At 63.4% G+C, this 13,910-nt stretch carries 16 protein-coding genes; 12 read left to right on the forward strand and 4 right to left on the reverse strand.

The features are described from left to right. Window positions 1–34 precede the first annotated feature (34 nt). The 3 genes from NKJ57_RS24040 to NKJ57_RS24050 are packed head-to-tail and all read left to right on the forward strand — an operon-like array spanning window position 35 to window position 3,098. Window positions 35–1,948 (forward strand): hypothetical protein, encoded by a 1,914-nt coding sequence (locus NKJ57_RS24040; RefSeq protein ID WP_352512912.1) that lies wholly within the window; start codon window positions 35–37, stop codon window positions 1,946–1,948. Beyond that, complete coding sequence (locus NKJ57_RS24045) at window positions 1,945–2,538, forward strand: hypothetical protein (protein ID WP_352512911.1); 594 nt, start codon at window positions 1,945–1,947, stop codon at window positions 2,536–2,538. Before NKJ57_RS24040 ends, NKJ57_RS24045 begins: the two co-directional genes overlap by 4 nt. After that, window positions 2,535–3,098 (forward strand): hypothetical protein, encoded by a 564-nt coding sequence (locus NKJ57_RS24050; RefSeq protein WP_352512909.1) that lies wholly within the window; start codon window positions 2,535–2,537, stop codon window positions 3,096–3,098. The genes NKJ57_RS24045 and NKJ57_RS24050 overlap by 4 nt, the downstream gene beginning before the upstream one ends. A gap of 22 nt (window positions 3,099–3,120) precedes the next feature. Here NKJ57_RS24050 and pdxH read toward each other — a convergent pair whose 3' ends face one another. Then, window positions 3,121–3,750: a pyridoxamine 5'-phosphate oxidase gene (gene pdxH, locus NKJ57_RS24055; protein ID WP_081725434.1), complete on the reverse strand. Its 630-nt coding sequence runs from the start codon at window positions 3,748–3,750 to the stop codon at window positions 3,121–3,123. Between the two features lie 28 nt (window positions 3,751–3,778). On the opposite strand from pdxH, the gene NKJ57_RS24060 reads away from it, so the two are divergent. After that, complete coding sequence (locus NKJ57_RS24060; protein ID WP_023687129.1) at window positions 3,779–4,240, forward strand: RT0821/Lpp0805 family surface protein; 462 nt, start codon at window positions 3,779–3,781, stop codon at window positions 4,238–4,240. Window positions 4,241–4,364: 124 nt separating this feature from the next. Continuing rightward, window positions 4,365–5,294, forward strand: coding sequence for a DnaJ C-terminal domain-containing protein (locus NKJ57_RS24065; RefSeq protein WP_023692090.1), 930 nt, complete (start codon window positions 4,365–4,367; stop codon window positions 5,292–5,294). Window positions 5,295–5,313: 19 nt separating this feature from the next. On the opposite strand, the gene NKJ57_RS24070 is transcribed toward NKJ57_RS24065, so the two are convergent. Further along, window positions 5,314–5,949, reverse strand: a complete 636-nt coding sequence (locus NKJ57_RS24070) for a TetR/AcrR family transcriptional regulator (RefSeq protein WP_023685402.1) — start codon at window positions 5,947–5,949, stop codon at window positions 5,314–5,316. A gap of 187 nt (window positions 5,950–6,136) precedes the next feature. On the opposite strand from NKJ57_RS24070, the gene mddA reads away from it, so the two are divergent. From mddA to NKJ57_RS24085, 3 genes are all read left to right on the forward strand, one after another. Beyond that, window positions 6,137–6,871 carry a methanethiol S-methyltransferase gene (gene mddA / locus NKJ57_RS24075; RefSeq protein WP_023685403.1) on the forward strand — a complete coding sequence of 245 codons (735 nt, stop codon included), beginning with the start codon at window positions 6,137–6,139 and terminating at the stop codon, window positions 6,869–6,871. Window positions 6,872–7,095: 224 nt separating this feature from the next. Beyond that, entirely contained in the window at window positions 7,096–7,917 is an 822-nt protein-coding gene (fabI, locus tag NKJ57_RS24080; protein WP_023727494.1) for an enoyl-ACP reductase FabI, read from the forward strand. Between the two features lie 46 nt (window positions 7,918–7,963). Further along, window positions 7,964–8,551, forward strand: a complete 588-nt coding sequence (locus tag NKJ57_RS24085) for a histidine phosphatase family protein (protein ID WP_023685404.1) — start codon at window positions 7,964–7,966, stop codon at window positions 8,549–8,551. Window positions 8,552–8,635: 84 nt separating this feature from the next. Here NKJ57_RS24085 and NKJ57_RS24090 read toward each other — a convergent pair whose 3' ends face one another. Further along, on the reverse strand, window positions 8,636–8,890 hold the full coding sequence (locus NKJ57_RS24090) for a DUF1344 domain-containing protein (RefSeq protein WP_023685405.1): 255 nt from the start codon (window positions 8,888–8,890) through the stop codon (window positions 8,636–8,638). A gap of 184 nt (window positions 8,891–9,074) precedes the next feature. Here NKJ57_RS24090 and aroC point away from each other — a divergent pair, with 184 nt between their 5' ends. The 3 genes from aroC to NKJ57_RS24105 all read left to right on the forward strand — a co-directional run bounded on the left by aroC (window position 9,075) and on the right by NKJ57_RS24105 (window position 11,806). Further along, window positions 9,075–10,190 carry a chorismate synthase gene (gene aroC / locus NKJ57_RS24095; RefSeq protein WP_352512908.1) on the forward strand — a complete coding sequence of 372 codons (1,116 nt, stop codon included), beginning with the start codon at window positions 9,075–9,077 and terminating at the stop codon, window positions 10,188–10,190. A gap of 74 nt (window positions 10,191–10,264) precedes the next feature. Continuing rightward, entirely contained in the window at window positions 10,265–11,365 is a 1,101-nt protein-coding gene (gene ribB, locus NKJ57_RS24100) for a 3,4-dihydroxy-2-butanone-4-phosphate synthase (protein ID WP_023685407.1), read from the forward strand. 18 nt (window positions 11,366–11,383) lie between these two features. Then, a complete protein-coding gene (locus tag NKJ57_RS24105; RefSeq protein WP_023685408.1) occupies window positions 11,384–11,806 on the forward strand; it encodes a hypothetical protein in 423 nt (140 codons plus the stop codon). 62 nt (window positions 11,807–11,868) lie between these two features. Here NKJ57_RS24105 and NKJ57_RS24110 read toward each other — a convergent pair whose 3' ends face one another. Continuing rightward, window positions 11,869–13,092 carry an MFS transporter gene (locus NKJ57_RS24110; protein WP_023716104.1) on the reverse strand — a complete coding sequence of 408 codons (1,224 nt, stop codon included), beginning with the start codon at window positions 13,090–13,092 and terminating at the stop codon, window positions 11,869–11,871. A 118-nt stretch (window positions 13,093–13,210) separates the two neighbouring features. On the opposite strand from NKJ57_RS24110, the gene NKJ57_RS24115 reads away from it, so the two are divergent. Then, window positions 13,211–13,819, forward strand: coding sequence for a TetR/AcrR family transcriptional regulator (locus NKJ57_RS24115; protein ID WP_023685410.1), 609 nt, complete (start codon window positions 13,211–13,213; stop codon window positions 13,817–13,819). Window positions 13,820–13,910 lie beyond the last annotated feature (91 nt).

Here is a 13,910-nt window from a genome sequence, read left to right on the forward strand (position 1 = left end):
AGCCGGCGCCCGTTGACGGGTTGAACGCCGGGACATGCTTGCCGATTTTGCAAGGCCGCTCGGCCTGACGTTCAGGCTCTGGTGGCGCTTCTGGCCGCAGCTGATCGCCATGGTGCTGTTGGGCATTTTGGGCGGCGACCTGTTCATGCAGATCGCCGCGCGCGCCGCCTTCCTCAACCATATGGCGGGCTTGGCGCTGCTGACGCTCGTCGCCTTGACGCAGCTCATCGTCACCGTCGCCATGTTCCAGACCCTGCTTCCCGGCCTGCCGGCCATCCGCGCGGCGCAACAGGGCGCGCGGGACAAAGCCTCCGAGAAAACATCTGGCGAAGAACCGAGCAGCAGCGCCGCAAGGCTGACGCACATGGTCACTGTCGCGCTCCTGCCCTTCTTCGCCTACTACGCCGCCTGGGGTTTTCTCGGCGACACGGTGCGGCAATATTCGCGCGTCACCCTCGACATGGCGCCGTTCGGCGAAGGCTCGGGTAATGTGCTCGATGTGCTGGATTCGCGCTGGCTCATATTTTCCGTTGTCATCTCCTGGCTGGTCAGGCGTTTTGCCCAGGCGATGCAGAAGCGCGGCGGCGCAAATTCCTTCTGGCAAATCGTGGTCGTGATCTGCGAGACCAACTGGATCTTCGTCGGTCTGTACGTCATCTCGCGCTGGAAGGACGACATCGTCGGCTGGATCATGAGCCGCAACATTTTTTCCGTCCTGCAAGCTGCAGCCGACGGCGTGGCCAATCCTGTTTCCACCGCCTTTTCCGAGCCGATGGTTCCGGTGGAAGTCACTTCCGTCGACACGACGACGAAGCTCATCGCGCTGTTCTTCTTCATGCTCCTGCCGGTGATCTGGCTGGTCATGACGGCGTTGATCTATGGCTATGATGTACGCGACGACAAGGAACTGCTGCGCGTGCACGACCGGGTCGAGCGCCTCGGAGCCCGCTATCGAAGCATCCCGAAATTCATGCGCGACTTCGTCGAACACTTCATCTCGGGCTATCGCTCGCGCTATCTGCCGATCGCCAATGGCGTGTGCATCACCTTGAGTTCGGGCCTTGTCCTCGTGCTCACCCTGATCGTCGGCTATCGTCTCATCGACTGGCTGGCCGCCTGGGCGTGGCTCGGCGCGACGCGCATGCCGGCCCGCACGATCTCGACATCTGGCAGGTGCTGTCCGAGGGCGTGTCGCTGCTGTTCGGCAGTGCCTTTCAGGACTCATCGACCGGTATTCTGGTCGAGCCGTTGCGCATCTGCTTCCTCGCGGCGATCCTCGAAACGGCATTTGCGCTGCCCAAGCGCCGGGCCAGCGAGGCTGCGCAGCCGGCTGGTCCGGCCGGTCCGGAAGGCGAGGCGCAGAATGCTTGAAACCGCCCGCTCGCGGCTGAGAGCATGGATCGCCGCAGGCATCGGCACGGCGGCCGCGATTGCCGTTGCCGGTGTGCTGGGCGCTTTCGGAGCAAGGCACGCGCAAGTGCCGGCGCTGGCCCCAGCCGGCCCGATCGAAACCGGGCAATGGCTGCTGCGGCCGGTGAAGGCCTATGTCAGCGCCGAGAAATATGTCTATGGCACGTTGCGCAAGCCCGGGACCAAAGCGCTGGTCTTCGAGGTCGACATGACCAACCGAACGGCCCAGTCGACGAAGGATTATTTCGAACTCCTCCGGGCAAGCCAGCCGGCTGTCGACCCGGCGACAAAACCGTACATCGTGCTGACGCGCGACGAGACGCTGTCGCCCGAACTGCACCCTGATATGCCGGAGCGCATGGTGTATATCTGGGAACTGCCGGAAAGTGCTGCCGCTCCGGCCAGCCTCGATCTGACAGTCATCCGGAAAATCTACAAACAGCGCGACAATCTCTTTGGCCTGCCCGGCTGGTTCAATCCGAGCCCGGTCGGCACGCTGACCATCCCTGTCGCACCCGATGCTGGAGGCCAGCCATGATGCGCAGACTGGCCAATCTCGTCCTGCTGCTCGCCGCCGTAGCGCTCTGCTACGGCTTGCAGGTTTCGAAGCCGCACTATGCCGACCTGATCGGCCCTATCCCGGTAAGGGGCAATGTGGGAGAGACAATCGTTGGCCGCAGCTTCGAGGTGCGCGCGAAAAAGCTGGAGTTTGCGCGCAAGCTCAAGGCCGACCGGTTCGGCGAGACCAAGGTGCTGACCACCGGCGGCGTGTGGGCGGTGGTGACGGTCGAGTTCGCGGCCAGGGCTGCGTCGACGATCGTCGCGGTCGCCTCATGGCGCGGACCAACGGGCTTGACCTACGACCACACCGAGCGGCTGTCCTTCATCAACGGGTTTCTCCCGGTTACTGTCGACCCAGGCCTGCCGCGGAAGGCCAGGCTGGTCTTCGAGGTGAGGCCGGAGGAGGCCGGCAACGCCACGGTGCTGATCTCGAGCAAGCTGATGGCGGCGCTCGATTCGCAGGCCGAGATTTCGATCGGACCGGTCGCAGCCGGTTCCGACGGCATGCCTGCCGGCACCGTCGGCACGCTCGATCTGACGCAGCCGATCGATGGGCAACCGCAATGACGGCGCTGATTGAGGATAGAGGGCTGACGGAGAAAAAATGGCGCCGCCGCAGCCTTTGGGCGCTGCTTGTGCTCGTTCCCCTGACCCTGGCGGTGCAGGCCTATGACAGCGTCAAGGCGCTGCTCGGCGACAACGATCTGTTCGAGCGCCGCGTGGCCTGGGGCCAGAGCGCGCATTTCGGCGGCAGCGAGTGGAAGCTGACTGATCTGCGCGGCGCCTTCGGAATGAAGAACCTGCCGCCCGATTCCGTACCGGTGCTCGCGGATTTCGCAGTGACCATCGGCGATCCCGACCTGCAGAACCTCTGGCTTGGCTGCAAGGTGATGCTGATCGATGCCGAGGGAAGGCGCTGGTCGCCGACATCGGCGGTAAGGCTGAACGCGCCGGACAATGTTCAGACCTGCATTTCCGCGATGTTTTCGGGCGCCAAGGCCGGGGACACGATCAAGCTGCGCGAGACATTCCTGGTGCCGAAGGACGTCACCAGGACTATACGACCAGCGGTCGGCGTTGCCAGCGAACGGCCGCATTTCCTGCTGTTCCAGATGGAGAAGGACTGATCTCCGGCGGCCCCGGCGATCCTCAGGGATAAAGCCGTGTCTTGTCCCAGCCGCCTTCGGCGTTGCGCGAAAAGACCAGCCGATCGTGCAGCCGGAATGGCCGGTCGTGCCAGAACTCGATCGCCTGCGGCACGATGCGGAAGCCCGACCAGTGCTTTGGCCGCGGGATTTCGCCGATAGGGTAGCGCGCCGTGTATTCGGCCACCGCCTTCTCCAGGGCAAAGCGGCTTTCCAGCGGCCGCGACTGTTTCGAAGCCCATGCGCCGATCCGGCTGCCGCGCGGCCGCGTCGCGTAATAGGCGTCGGCTTCAGCGTCGCTGACGATCTCCACCGGACCGCGTATGCGCACCTGGCGGCGCAGCGATTTCCAGTGGAAGCACATCGCCGCCTTCATGCTGCCAAGAATCTCGCGGCCCTTGGCGCTCTCGAAATTCGTGTAGAAGACAAAGCCGCTTTCATCGAAACCCTTGAGCAGCACCATCCGCACATCCGGCATGCCGTCGGCATCGACGGTTGCAAGTGCTACGCCGTTGGCGTCGTTGATTTCGCTTTTCTTGGCGTCCTCCAGCCACTCGGCAAAGAGCCGGAACGGCTCGGCGGCTTCGGTAAAGTCACTACTTGTTAACTCAGTGTCACTCATAGTTTTTCTCAAATTGTCTCGAGCTTCAGGAGGTTGCCGATTGTCGCGTATCGCGCAAGCTTTTGACAGCGGGCAATGGAGCGTTATCGCTTCGGCCAGTTCGAAAGCCGTGATCGTGATTATCGCCCTGCCGCTTGCCGCCTGCGGCGCCGGCGGCTTCAGCCTGGAAAAGGCCGAGGTCGATCGTTCCATCGTCACCTCAAGCGCGCCGGCGAGGGTGACATCGACGGACGCCGACAGCGCTTCCGACCAGACCACGATCGGCAATGCGGTGTCTTCGGCCGACATCGAGGAGCTTCGCGGCCAGGCCGTGCCGTGGGCGAATGCCGACACCGGCTCGCGCGGCTCCATCACCGAACTCGCCGAAGTGCAGGACAACGGCCAGGCCTGCCGCAGCTTTACCGCCTCGCGCGAAAGCTTCGACGGCGTCGCTTTGTTCAAGGGGCAATTGTGCATCGCCGCGGCCGGCGGCTGGCACATGCAGGACTTCAAACCGCTCTGATTTTCGAGGTTTGCGGGCATCGCAATTTCAACCCTCGATTAGCCTGCGCGCCACTGGAATTTCTTCCTATGGGAGCGCATATAAGGGCCAACGTGGATTTAACTCATTTTCCAGGGCAGGACGCATGCGCGACCCCTATGAGGTGCTGGGCGTTGCCAAGAACGCATCGGCCAAGGACATAAAATCGGCTTACCGCAAGCTCGCCAAGAAGTATCATCCGGACCAGAATCCGAATGATCCCAAGGCCAAGGACCGTTTTGCCGCCGCCAATCAGGCCTATGAGGTCGTCGGCGACGAGAAGAACCGTGCGGCCTTCGACCGCGGCGAGATCGACGCCGACGGCAAGCCGAAATTCCAGGGCTTCGAGGGCGCAGCCGGCGGCGGCGATCCGTTCGGTGGCTTCCGCCGCCAGCAGGGCGCCGGCGGCTCGCGCTTCGAATTCCGATCGGGGCGTCCGGGCGGCGATCCGTTCGACGGCAACAGCGACATTTTCAGCCAGATCTTCGGCGACGCCTTTTCCGGCGCGCGCGGCGCCGGAACAGGCGACCGCCGCCAGCAGGCGACCGCCGCCGATCTGAACGTCACGCTCGACGTCACCATCGAGGAGATAGCGACCGCCGAAAAGGTGACGGCGATGTTCCCCGACGGCCGCAAGATCGCGGTCAAGCTGCCGGTCTATGTCGAGGATGGCCAGACCATCCGGCTGAAGGGCCAGGGCGAGCAGGGGCCGGGACAGCCGGGCGATGCGCTGGTCAAGATCCGTATCCGCAGGCACCCGCGCTACCGCATCGAGGGCCGTGACTTGCATGCCGATCTGGAGGTAGCGTTGGCCGACGCGGTGCTGGGCGCCAAGGTGCCGGTCGACACGCCGACCGGCAGGCTGGCGGTCAACATTCCGGCCTGGTCGAGTTCCGATAAGGTGCTGCGCCTGAAGGGCAGGGGCTTGCCGGAAAAGGCCGGCGGCCATGGCGATCTCTACGCCCATGTCCGCATCATGCTGCCGGAAGGCGGCGACAGCGAACTCGAAGCGCTGATGCGCAGCCGCAAAGGCTGACGCGGCTCGACTTCGCTGGCTAACTGCCGGGCGCCACTTCCTCCATCCGCCGGATGGTTTCGCCGAAGCGGCGCAGCGCCTGCCGTACCGGGACATGCGGGCTCTCGATCTCCAGCAGGATCATCGTCTCGCTGCCGAGGAAGGCGGCGCTGACCAGGCTGGTCACTTCGGCGGCGGAGAATGGCCCGAGGCCGCCGAACCGCCGCTCCGCCTCTTGCGCCAGTCCGTCCAGCAGTTCGAACCAGCCGCGCAGGTCGCGGCGCACCGCCTTGGCGATTTCGGGGCTCGACAGGCTTGCCGCGATCATCTCGTGCAGGATCCGGACATAGCCGGACGCCAGATCATCGTCGAGGAAATCGCAAGCGCGCTCCCAGCGTTGCCACAGCGGCATAGGTGCCGCAAAAGTCTCCGCCTGGCGCTTCAGCAGGCCCTCGTTCAGATGGTCGAGCAGCGCCAGGAACAGCCGTTCCTTGGAGCCGAAATGGTAATGGATCTGGCTGAGCGGAACGCCGGCGATCTCGGCAACGCGGCGCGTCGACAGATCGGCATAACCGCCTCGATGGAGGCATAACTCGGCAGCCGAAATCAGTTCGGCGCGCGTGTCGCGCTTTTGCTTGTTCTGCGGCGGGGTAACGGCTTGGGCAGCGTCCGTCATGCGGCGTGGCTGCCGCTGGTAGCGGTGCAATCTGGGCGGATCATAGCTTCTCCTGTCCGGGGCTGGACGTCCCTCCACTCTATCTCGGTCGAGCGACCGATCAAGTTGACTCGCTAGAAAATTTATGGTTTTTGACGCTGAATTCGGTCGACCGACCGAATCCTGATGCTTGCATGGAGGGGCAGTCATGGCGGGCGTAATCACCCTTATCTACGGCGTTGCCGCATACCTGATTTTTCTCGGTTCGTTTCTCTATGCGGTCGGTTTCGTCGGCAACATGGTCGTGCCGAAATCGATCGATTCCGGAGTCGCTGGAAGTCCGGTCGAAGCCGTCATCGTCAATGCACTGCTGCTCGGCCTTTTCGCCGCCCAGCACAGCATCATGGCGCGACCGGTTTTCAAGCGCTGGTGGACACGGATTGTCCCGCACGCGGCCGAACGCAGCACCTATGTGCTTTTGGCCAGCCTCATCCTGCTGCTGCTCTACTGGCAATGGCGGCCGATTCCCGGTCTCGTCTGGACGGTCGAGAACCCGGTCTGGGTCGCCGTCATCCATGGCGTGTTCTGGCTCGGCTGGGCGGTATTGTTGACCAGCACCTTTCTGATCAACCATTTCGAACTGTTCGGCCTGCGCCAGGTTCTCGCCGCTTTGCGCAAGAGCGAACCGGCGCCGCCCGTGTTCAGGACGCCACTGTTCTACAAATGGGTCCGGCACCCGCTCTATGTCGGCTTCCTCCTGGCCTTCTGGGCGACGCCGTCCATGACATGGGGCCATCTCCTGTTCGCGGCGGGCAGCACCGGCTACATCTTGCTCGGCATCTTCCTCGAGGAACGCGATCTCGTCGCGATGTTCGGCGATCAGTACCGAAGCTACCGCAAGCAGGTGGGAATGCTCATTCCCTGGCGCAAAATGGCTGGATAGGGCCGATGCGTTGCCGGCCAGCCGATTCGGCTGGTCGGGCGGGCCTGGGCCATCAAGGCGCGCTGGCCGCAGTGAGGCGTTCAAATCTCACAACAACGTTATTATCCCCCATTCGTTGTCACGCCGAGTGTCTGAATTGAACGCGCGCCCCGTCTGCGCTTGATGCGCCTTTCTGCCTGTGCGATAGGCACTCCAAAGCAGAAAATCTTTCGGAGAGCGCTGACATGGCGGGTGGACAGGGCCTTATGGCCGGCAAGCGCGGCCTTATACTGGGCGTCGCCAACAACAGATCGATTGCCTACGGCATCGCCAAGGCCTGCGTCGACCATGGCGCCGAGATCGCGCTGACCTATCAGGGCGAGGCGTTCAAGAAGCGCGTCGAGCCGCTGGCTGCGGAATTGGGCGCCTTTGTCGCCGGTCATTGCGATGTCACTGATCCGGCGAGCCTCGACGAGGTGTTTGCCAATGTCGCCAAGCATTGGGGCGGCAAGCTCGACTTCCTCGTCCATGCCATCGCCTTTTCCGACAAGGACGAGCTGACCGGACGCTATGTCGAGACGACGCGCGACAATTTCCTGCGCACCATGGACATTTCGGTCTATTCCTTCACCACCATCGCCAAGCGCGCCGAAGCGTTGATGACCGATGGCGGCTCGCTGCTGACGCTGACCTATTACGGCGCCGAAAAGGTCATGCCGCATTACAACGTCATGGGTGTCGCCAAGGCCGCGCTCGAAGCCAGCGTGCGCTATCTCGCCGTCGACCTCGGCGGCAAGAAGATCCGCGTCAACGCTATCTCGGCCGGGCCGATCAAGACCTTGGCTGCTTCGGGCATCGGCGACTTCCGCTACATCCTCAAGTGGAACGAATACAATTCGCCGCTGAAGCAGACCGTCACCCAGGAAGAAGTCGGCGATTCCGCCGTCTATTTCCTGTCGGACCTGTCGCGTGGCGTCACCGGCGAGGTGCACCATGTCGATTCCGGCTATCACGTCGTCGGCATGAAGGCGGTCGACGCGCCGGATATTTCGACCGTCAAGGAATAGTTCTGCCGCGGTTTCCGCCCGCCTGTCCTGATTTCCGGAAGACCTGATGGTTCCGCTCGTCTACATCGTGCGCCATGGCCAGACGCAGTGGAATGCCGAGTCGCGGCTGCAGGGCCAGGCCGACACCGATCTCAACGCGCTCGGCCGCGAGCAGGCGACCCGCAATGGACGGCGGCTGGCCGAACTGATCCAGAATCCTGAGGATTTCGACTTTGTCGCCAGCCCGATGAAGCGGACGCGCGAGACGATGCAGCGGCTGCGCTTGGCGATGCAGCTCGATCCCGATGCCTACCGCACCGACCCGCGTCTGGTCGAGGTGCACTTTGGCGACTGGCAGGGCTTTACCTATGCCGAACTCGACGCGCGAATGCCGGGCTCGGCGAAGGCGCGACGACGCAACAAATGGAATTTCCAGCCGCCGGGCGAGGGCGCCGAAAGCTACCAGATGCTGCTCGAACGGGTGAAGCCGTGGTTCGAGGCGCTCGACCGCCAGACGGTCTGCGTCACGCATGGTGGCGTCGTGCGGACTCTGTTTCGGATGGTCGAAGGTGTTTCCGAACATGAAGCGGCAAACCTGGAAGTGCGGCAGGACCGGGTGCTCAGGCTGCAGGACGGGCGTCTGGATTGGCTTTAGGTTCGAGCAGATAAAAACAGGACGACCGTCCTGTTTATCCGGGCAGGGCTCCGCCGAGCGGCAAGACCCTGTTCGGCGTCGGTGTTACTCGGTGTCGGGCAGTTCCATGTCGGTGACGACGTTCTCGCCATTCGTCACGTCATAGGCAATGACGATATCCATGCCCGGCTTTAGCGAATCGAGATCGGTCTCGGCGTTGAGCTTGAAGGACTTGCCGTCCTCCAGCGTCAGCGTCAGCGCGTCCTTGTCGACCTTCTTGATCAGGCCTTCGGTCTGGCCGGCATAGGCGGCGGTGGAAATCAGCAACATGGCGGCAGCAGCGCCAATCAGGGTACGCATCGTCGTCCTCTTTGTCATTGCGCCTGCACGGATGGCGGCGAGCTTTCAACGGGCGGATGGAAGAGAGCAGAAACCAACCGAATGTGTCAAAACTAAAACCGCCGGATCACAGTTTGACCGCTGTGGAAAACGCCAATAGAACGCACCCTTGATCCGGCTCCGCTGCCGGGCAGGGCTAAAATTCATGTCTCACAACACGTTCGGCCATCTCTTCCGCGTCACCACCTGGGGCGAAAGCCATGGCCCGTCGCTCGGCTGTGTCGTCGACGGCTGCCCGCCCGGCATCCGCTTCACACGGGCCGAAATCCAGGCCGAACTCGACAAGCGCCGTCCCGGCCAGTCGCGTTTTGTGACCCAGCGCCGCGAGCCGGACGAGGTGAACGTGCTATCCGGCTTCATCCTCGACGAGGACGGCGAGACGATGATCACCACCGGCACGCCCGTCTCGATGCTGATCGAGAATGTCGACCAGCGCTCCAAGGACTATGGCGAGATCACCCGCCAGTACCGGCCCGGCCACGCCGACTACACCTATGACGTCAAATACGGCCTGCGCGACCATCGCGGCGGCGGCCGCTCCTCGGCCCGCGAGACGGCCGCGCGCGTGGCCGCCGGCGCGCTCGCCCGTAAGGTGGTGCCCGGCATGGTGGTGCGCGGCGCGCTGGTGTCTATGGGCGAGAAATCGATCGACCGCGCCAACTGGAACTGGAATTTCATCGGTGACGCCGAAAACCCGTTCTTCACCCCCGATCCGGCCTCCGTTCCGGTCTTCACCAGCTATCTCGACGGCATCCGCAAATCCGGCTCCTCGGTCGGCGCGGTTATCGAGATCGTCGCCGACGGCGTGCCGGCCGGCCTTGGCGCGCCGATATACGCCAAGCTCGACCAGGACATCGCGTCCGGCCTGATGTCGATCAACGCCGTCAAGGGCGTCGAGATCGGCAACGGTTTCGAAGCCGCCCGCATCACCGGCGAACAGAATGCCGACGAGATGCGCATCGGCAATGACGGCAAGCCGGTCTTCTTGTCCAACAATGCCGGCGGCATTCTGGGCGGCATCTCGACCGGCCAGGCGATCGTCGCCCGCTTCGCCGTCAAGCCGACCTCGTCGATCCTGACGCCGCGCAAATCCATCGACAAGGACGGCAACGACGTCGACGTCATGACCAAGGGCCGCCACGACCCCTGCGTCGGCATCCGCGCCGTGCCGATCGGCGAAGCCATGGTTGCCTGCGCCATCGCCGACCATTATCTGCGGCACCGGGGACAGACAGGCCGGGGATTAGGCAGTAGGGATTAGGCAATAAGCCAGCCCGTACTTCCTTCCCTAACTCCTACTGCCCAACCCCTATTCCCTGCGAGCGAAGCGAGCCAATGCCATACGATCAGAAGAAAATCGTCGAAGCCATCCGCGCCTTCGAGCGCGGCGAGATCGTCGTCGTCATGGACGATGACGGGCGTGAGAACGAGGGCGACCTGATCGTTGCCGCCGTGCATTGCAGCCCGGAGAAAATGGCCTTCATCATCCGTCACACCTCCGGCATCGTCTGCACGCCGATGCCGCGCGAGGAGGCCAAGCGGCTCAATCTGCAGCCGATGGTCGCCGACAATGATTCCGCCCACACCACGGCCTTTACCGTCAGCGTCGATTTCAAGCATGGCACCACCACCGGCATTTCGGCCGAGGACCGCACGCTGACCGTGCGCAACCTGGCCAACGGCAATGTCGGCGGTTCGGATTTCGTTCGCCCCGGCCACATCTTCCCGCTGATCGCTAGGGAAGGCGGCGTGCTGATGCGTTCGGGCCATACCGAAGCCGCGGTCGATCTCTGCAAGCTTGCCGGCCTGCCGCCGGTTGGCGTGATCTCGGAGTTGGTCAATGACGACGGCACCGTCAAGCGCGGCCCGCAGGTGGCGAGCTTTGCCGAGGAACACGGCCTCAAGCAGGTCTCGGTCGCCGACCTCATCGCCTACCGGCAGCGCAAGGAAACGCTGGTCGAACGCGTCGCCTGCTCCGAAATCGACACACTCGGCGGCAAGGCACAGGTCTTCACCTACACGCTGCCCTGGGATTCCATGCACCATGTCGCGGTCGTTTTCGGCGACATCCGTGACGGCGAGGACGTGCCGGTGCGGCTGCATTCGGAGGATGTGGTGACCGACGTGTTCGGCACCAGCCACCGGCTCGACGCCATTATGAAGGCGATGGGCGAACGCAAGCGCGGCGTCATCGTTTACCTCCGAGAGGGTTCGGTCGGCGTCGCCCATCAGGAGCGCAACCGGCCGATGAGTGCCGACCGTGAGGACCACGAAGAGGCCCGCCGCCGTGAGAACGAGTGGCGAGAAATCGGCCTCGGCGCGCAGATTCTCAAGGATCTCGGCATCTCCTCGATCAATTTGATCGCCTCGCGCGAACGCCACTATGTCGGGCTTGAGGGCTTTGGCATTCATATCGCCAAGACCGAGATTTTCTAGGGGACAGGGGGCGGTCGGATGAGCTTCGAGGCCTATCTCAATTGCTTTGAAGATGGCGAAGAGAGCTACTTCCCCACATCGATCGTCGAGGATGCCTTCGCGCCGTTCGTCACCAGGCGTGAACCTGAATTCACCTGCTGGGTCGTCGCCTATGACGATGCGTCGTCGGCCGACCTCTATCTCAATTTCGACCCCGGCGATGCCTCGCGATGTTCAGGCTTCACCGTCGCGCGGCCGCCCGACGATCCGCGCCTCTACGAAGCGCTGTGGAAAATCCTGCGTGTCACCAGCTCGGTCGTGTATTGCGCCGGAGAATGTCCGCCGATGGTCGGGCGCGCTGAAACCATACCCCATCTGAACCCGGATATGGTTGAGACACTGGGAAGTCCTGTTGTCGTTCTCGATGGAAACGAGATCCGCAAGAGGCTTGAACAGTCGTAGGGAGCCGCGCTCCTTTGGAGAAGCTGCGTCCGATCCGCGTTCCCGACCGGACGCTTGTGCGTTTATTCCGCGGGAACGGCGGCTGCACCGCAGCCGTCCAGCTCGCAGGCGCGGGTGGCCAGGCTGCGCTGGCCCAGCAACACCGTCACCAATGCGATGACGCCGGCCGCCACCGAGACCCAGAACCCGTTGCGGGCGCCGAATTCATCCACCACCGCACCGGCGGCAAACGAACCGAGCGCCATGCCGATGCCGATGCCTGTCATCACCCAGGTGATGCCTTCGGTCAGCATCGCTTCCGGCACGTGGCGTTCGATCAGGCCGAAGGCGGTGATGAAGGTTGGCGAGATCGCCACGCCGCTGATGAAAACGGTCAGCGCCAGCAGCGGCACCGTGTCGGCGGTGAGCGGCAGCAGCGTGCCGAGCGCAACGAGGGCGACCGCGAGGGCCAACTGGCGCTGCAGCGGCGCTTTCAGGTTGAGCGCGCCGACGATAAGGCCGAGCACGAACGATCCCAGCGCATAGACGCCGATGACGAGGCTGGCGGCGCCCGGCTGGCCGAGTTCCTTGGTGATCGCCACCGTGCTCACTTCCGTGGTCGCGAAGGTGGCGCCGACGAAGATCAGGGCGAAGGTGATGATCTGCACCGACCTGAGCCGGATTGCCGAGCCGCTCGAGACATGATTCACCGGCCGCACTTGTGGTTCGGTCGAACGCTGCAGGATGAAGGCTGCCGAGCCAAGGGCGAGGAATAGCGTGCTGACCAGGACACCGGCTTCCGGGAACAGAGCGGCACTCAAGCCCACCGACAGCGATGCGCCTGCAATGTAGACGAGTTCGTCCGCCGCCGATTCGAAGGCGAATGCGGTGTTCATCTGCGGCCGGCCGCGAAAAATCTCGGTCCAGCGCGCGCGCACCATCGCCGGCATGCTGGGCATGGCGGCGGCCGCCAGTGCCGACACAAACAGCGTCCACACCGGCCAGTCCTGATTGGCTGCGGCAATCAGCACCGCGAAGGCGAGCACGGTGAGGATGGTGGTCGGAATCACGATCCGCGTCTGGCCGAGGCGATCGACCAGCCGTGATATCTGCGGCGCCACGAAAGCGTTGCTCAGCGCGAACGTCGCCGAGACAGCTCCCGCCAGCCAGTATTCGCCACGCGTCTGCGAGAGCATGGCCACGATGCCGATCGGCGCCATGGCGATCGGCAGCCGCGCGAGGAAGCCCGCGGCGGCAAACCCCTTGGCTCCAGGGGCACCAAAGATTTCCGAGTATGGGTTTTGCATGGCTGGTTCCTCGACAAAGGCCAATTCGACAATTACATACGGTCCGTATGAATATAGGTAGTCGATACGCCGCGTATGTCAATTGGCATACGAAGCGTATGTGAATAAGGCCAGAACCATGCACAGACCCCGCAAGGAGATGATTGCCGAAACGCGCGCCAAGCTGATCACGGCGGCCCGCCACGCTTTCGGCACAATCGGCTATGCCGAGGCGTCGATGGACGACTTCACCGCCTCGGCCGGGCTGACCCGCGGCGCGCTCTACCATCATTTCGGCGACAAGAAGGGCCTGCTGCAGGCTGTCATCGCCGAAATCGATGGCGAGATGGCCGTCCGCATCCATGAGATTGCGTCGCGGGCGCCAAGCCGCTGGCAGCGTTTCGTCGACGAATGCACGACCTATATCGAGATGGCGCTGGAGCCGGAAATCCAGCGCATCATGTTTCGCGACGGTCCGGCTGTGCTCGGCGATCCGGCGCAATGGCCGAATGCCAATGCCTGCGTCGGTTCAATGACCGATCATCTGACGGCTCTGCAGCAGGAGGGGGTGGTCGTCCCCGGCGTCGACCCCGAAACCGCCGCCCGGCTGATCAACGGCGCCAGCAGCCAGGCGGCACAGCGCATCGCCAATTCGAACGACCCCGAAGCCACGTCGAAGACCGTGGTGGCGGCCTTCCAGCAGTTGCTTGAAGGCTTGCTTAAAAAGCAGGACTCGCAGCCGGTCTGAAATCTCGCCAGCCGATCCCCGGCATTGCCGAGATTGACAATTCCCGGCCCGGGTTCATCCTCGCCGTCCATCTCTGAGGGGAGATTCGGGC

Source organism: Mesorhizobium sp. M0077, from assembly GCF_040322955.1.
In the GTDB taxonomy this organism is placed as follows: Bacteria; Pseudomonadota; Alphaproteobacteria; order Rhizobiales; family Rhizobiaceae; genus Mesorhizobium.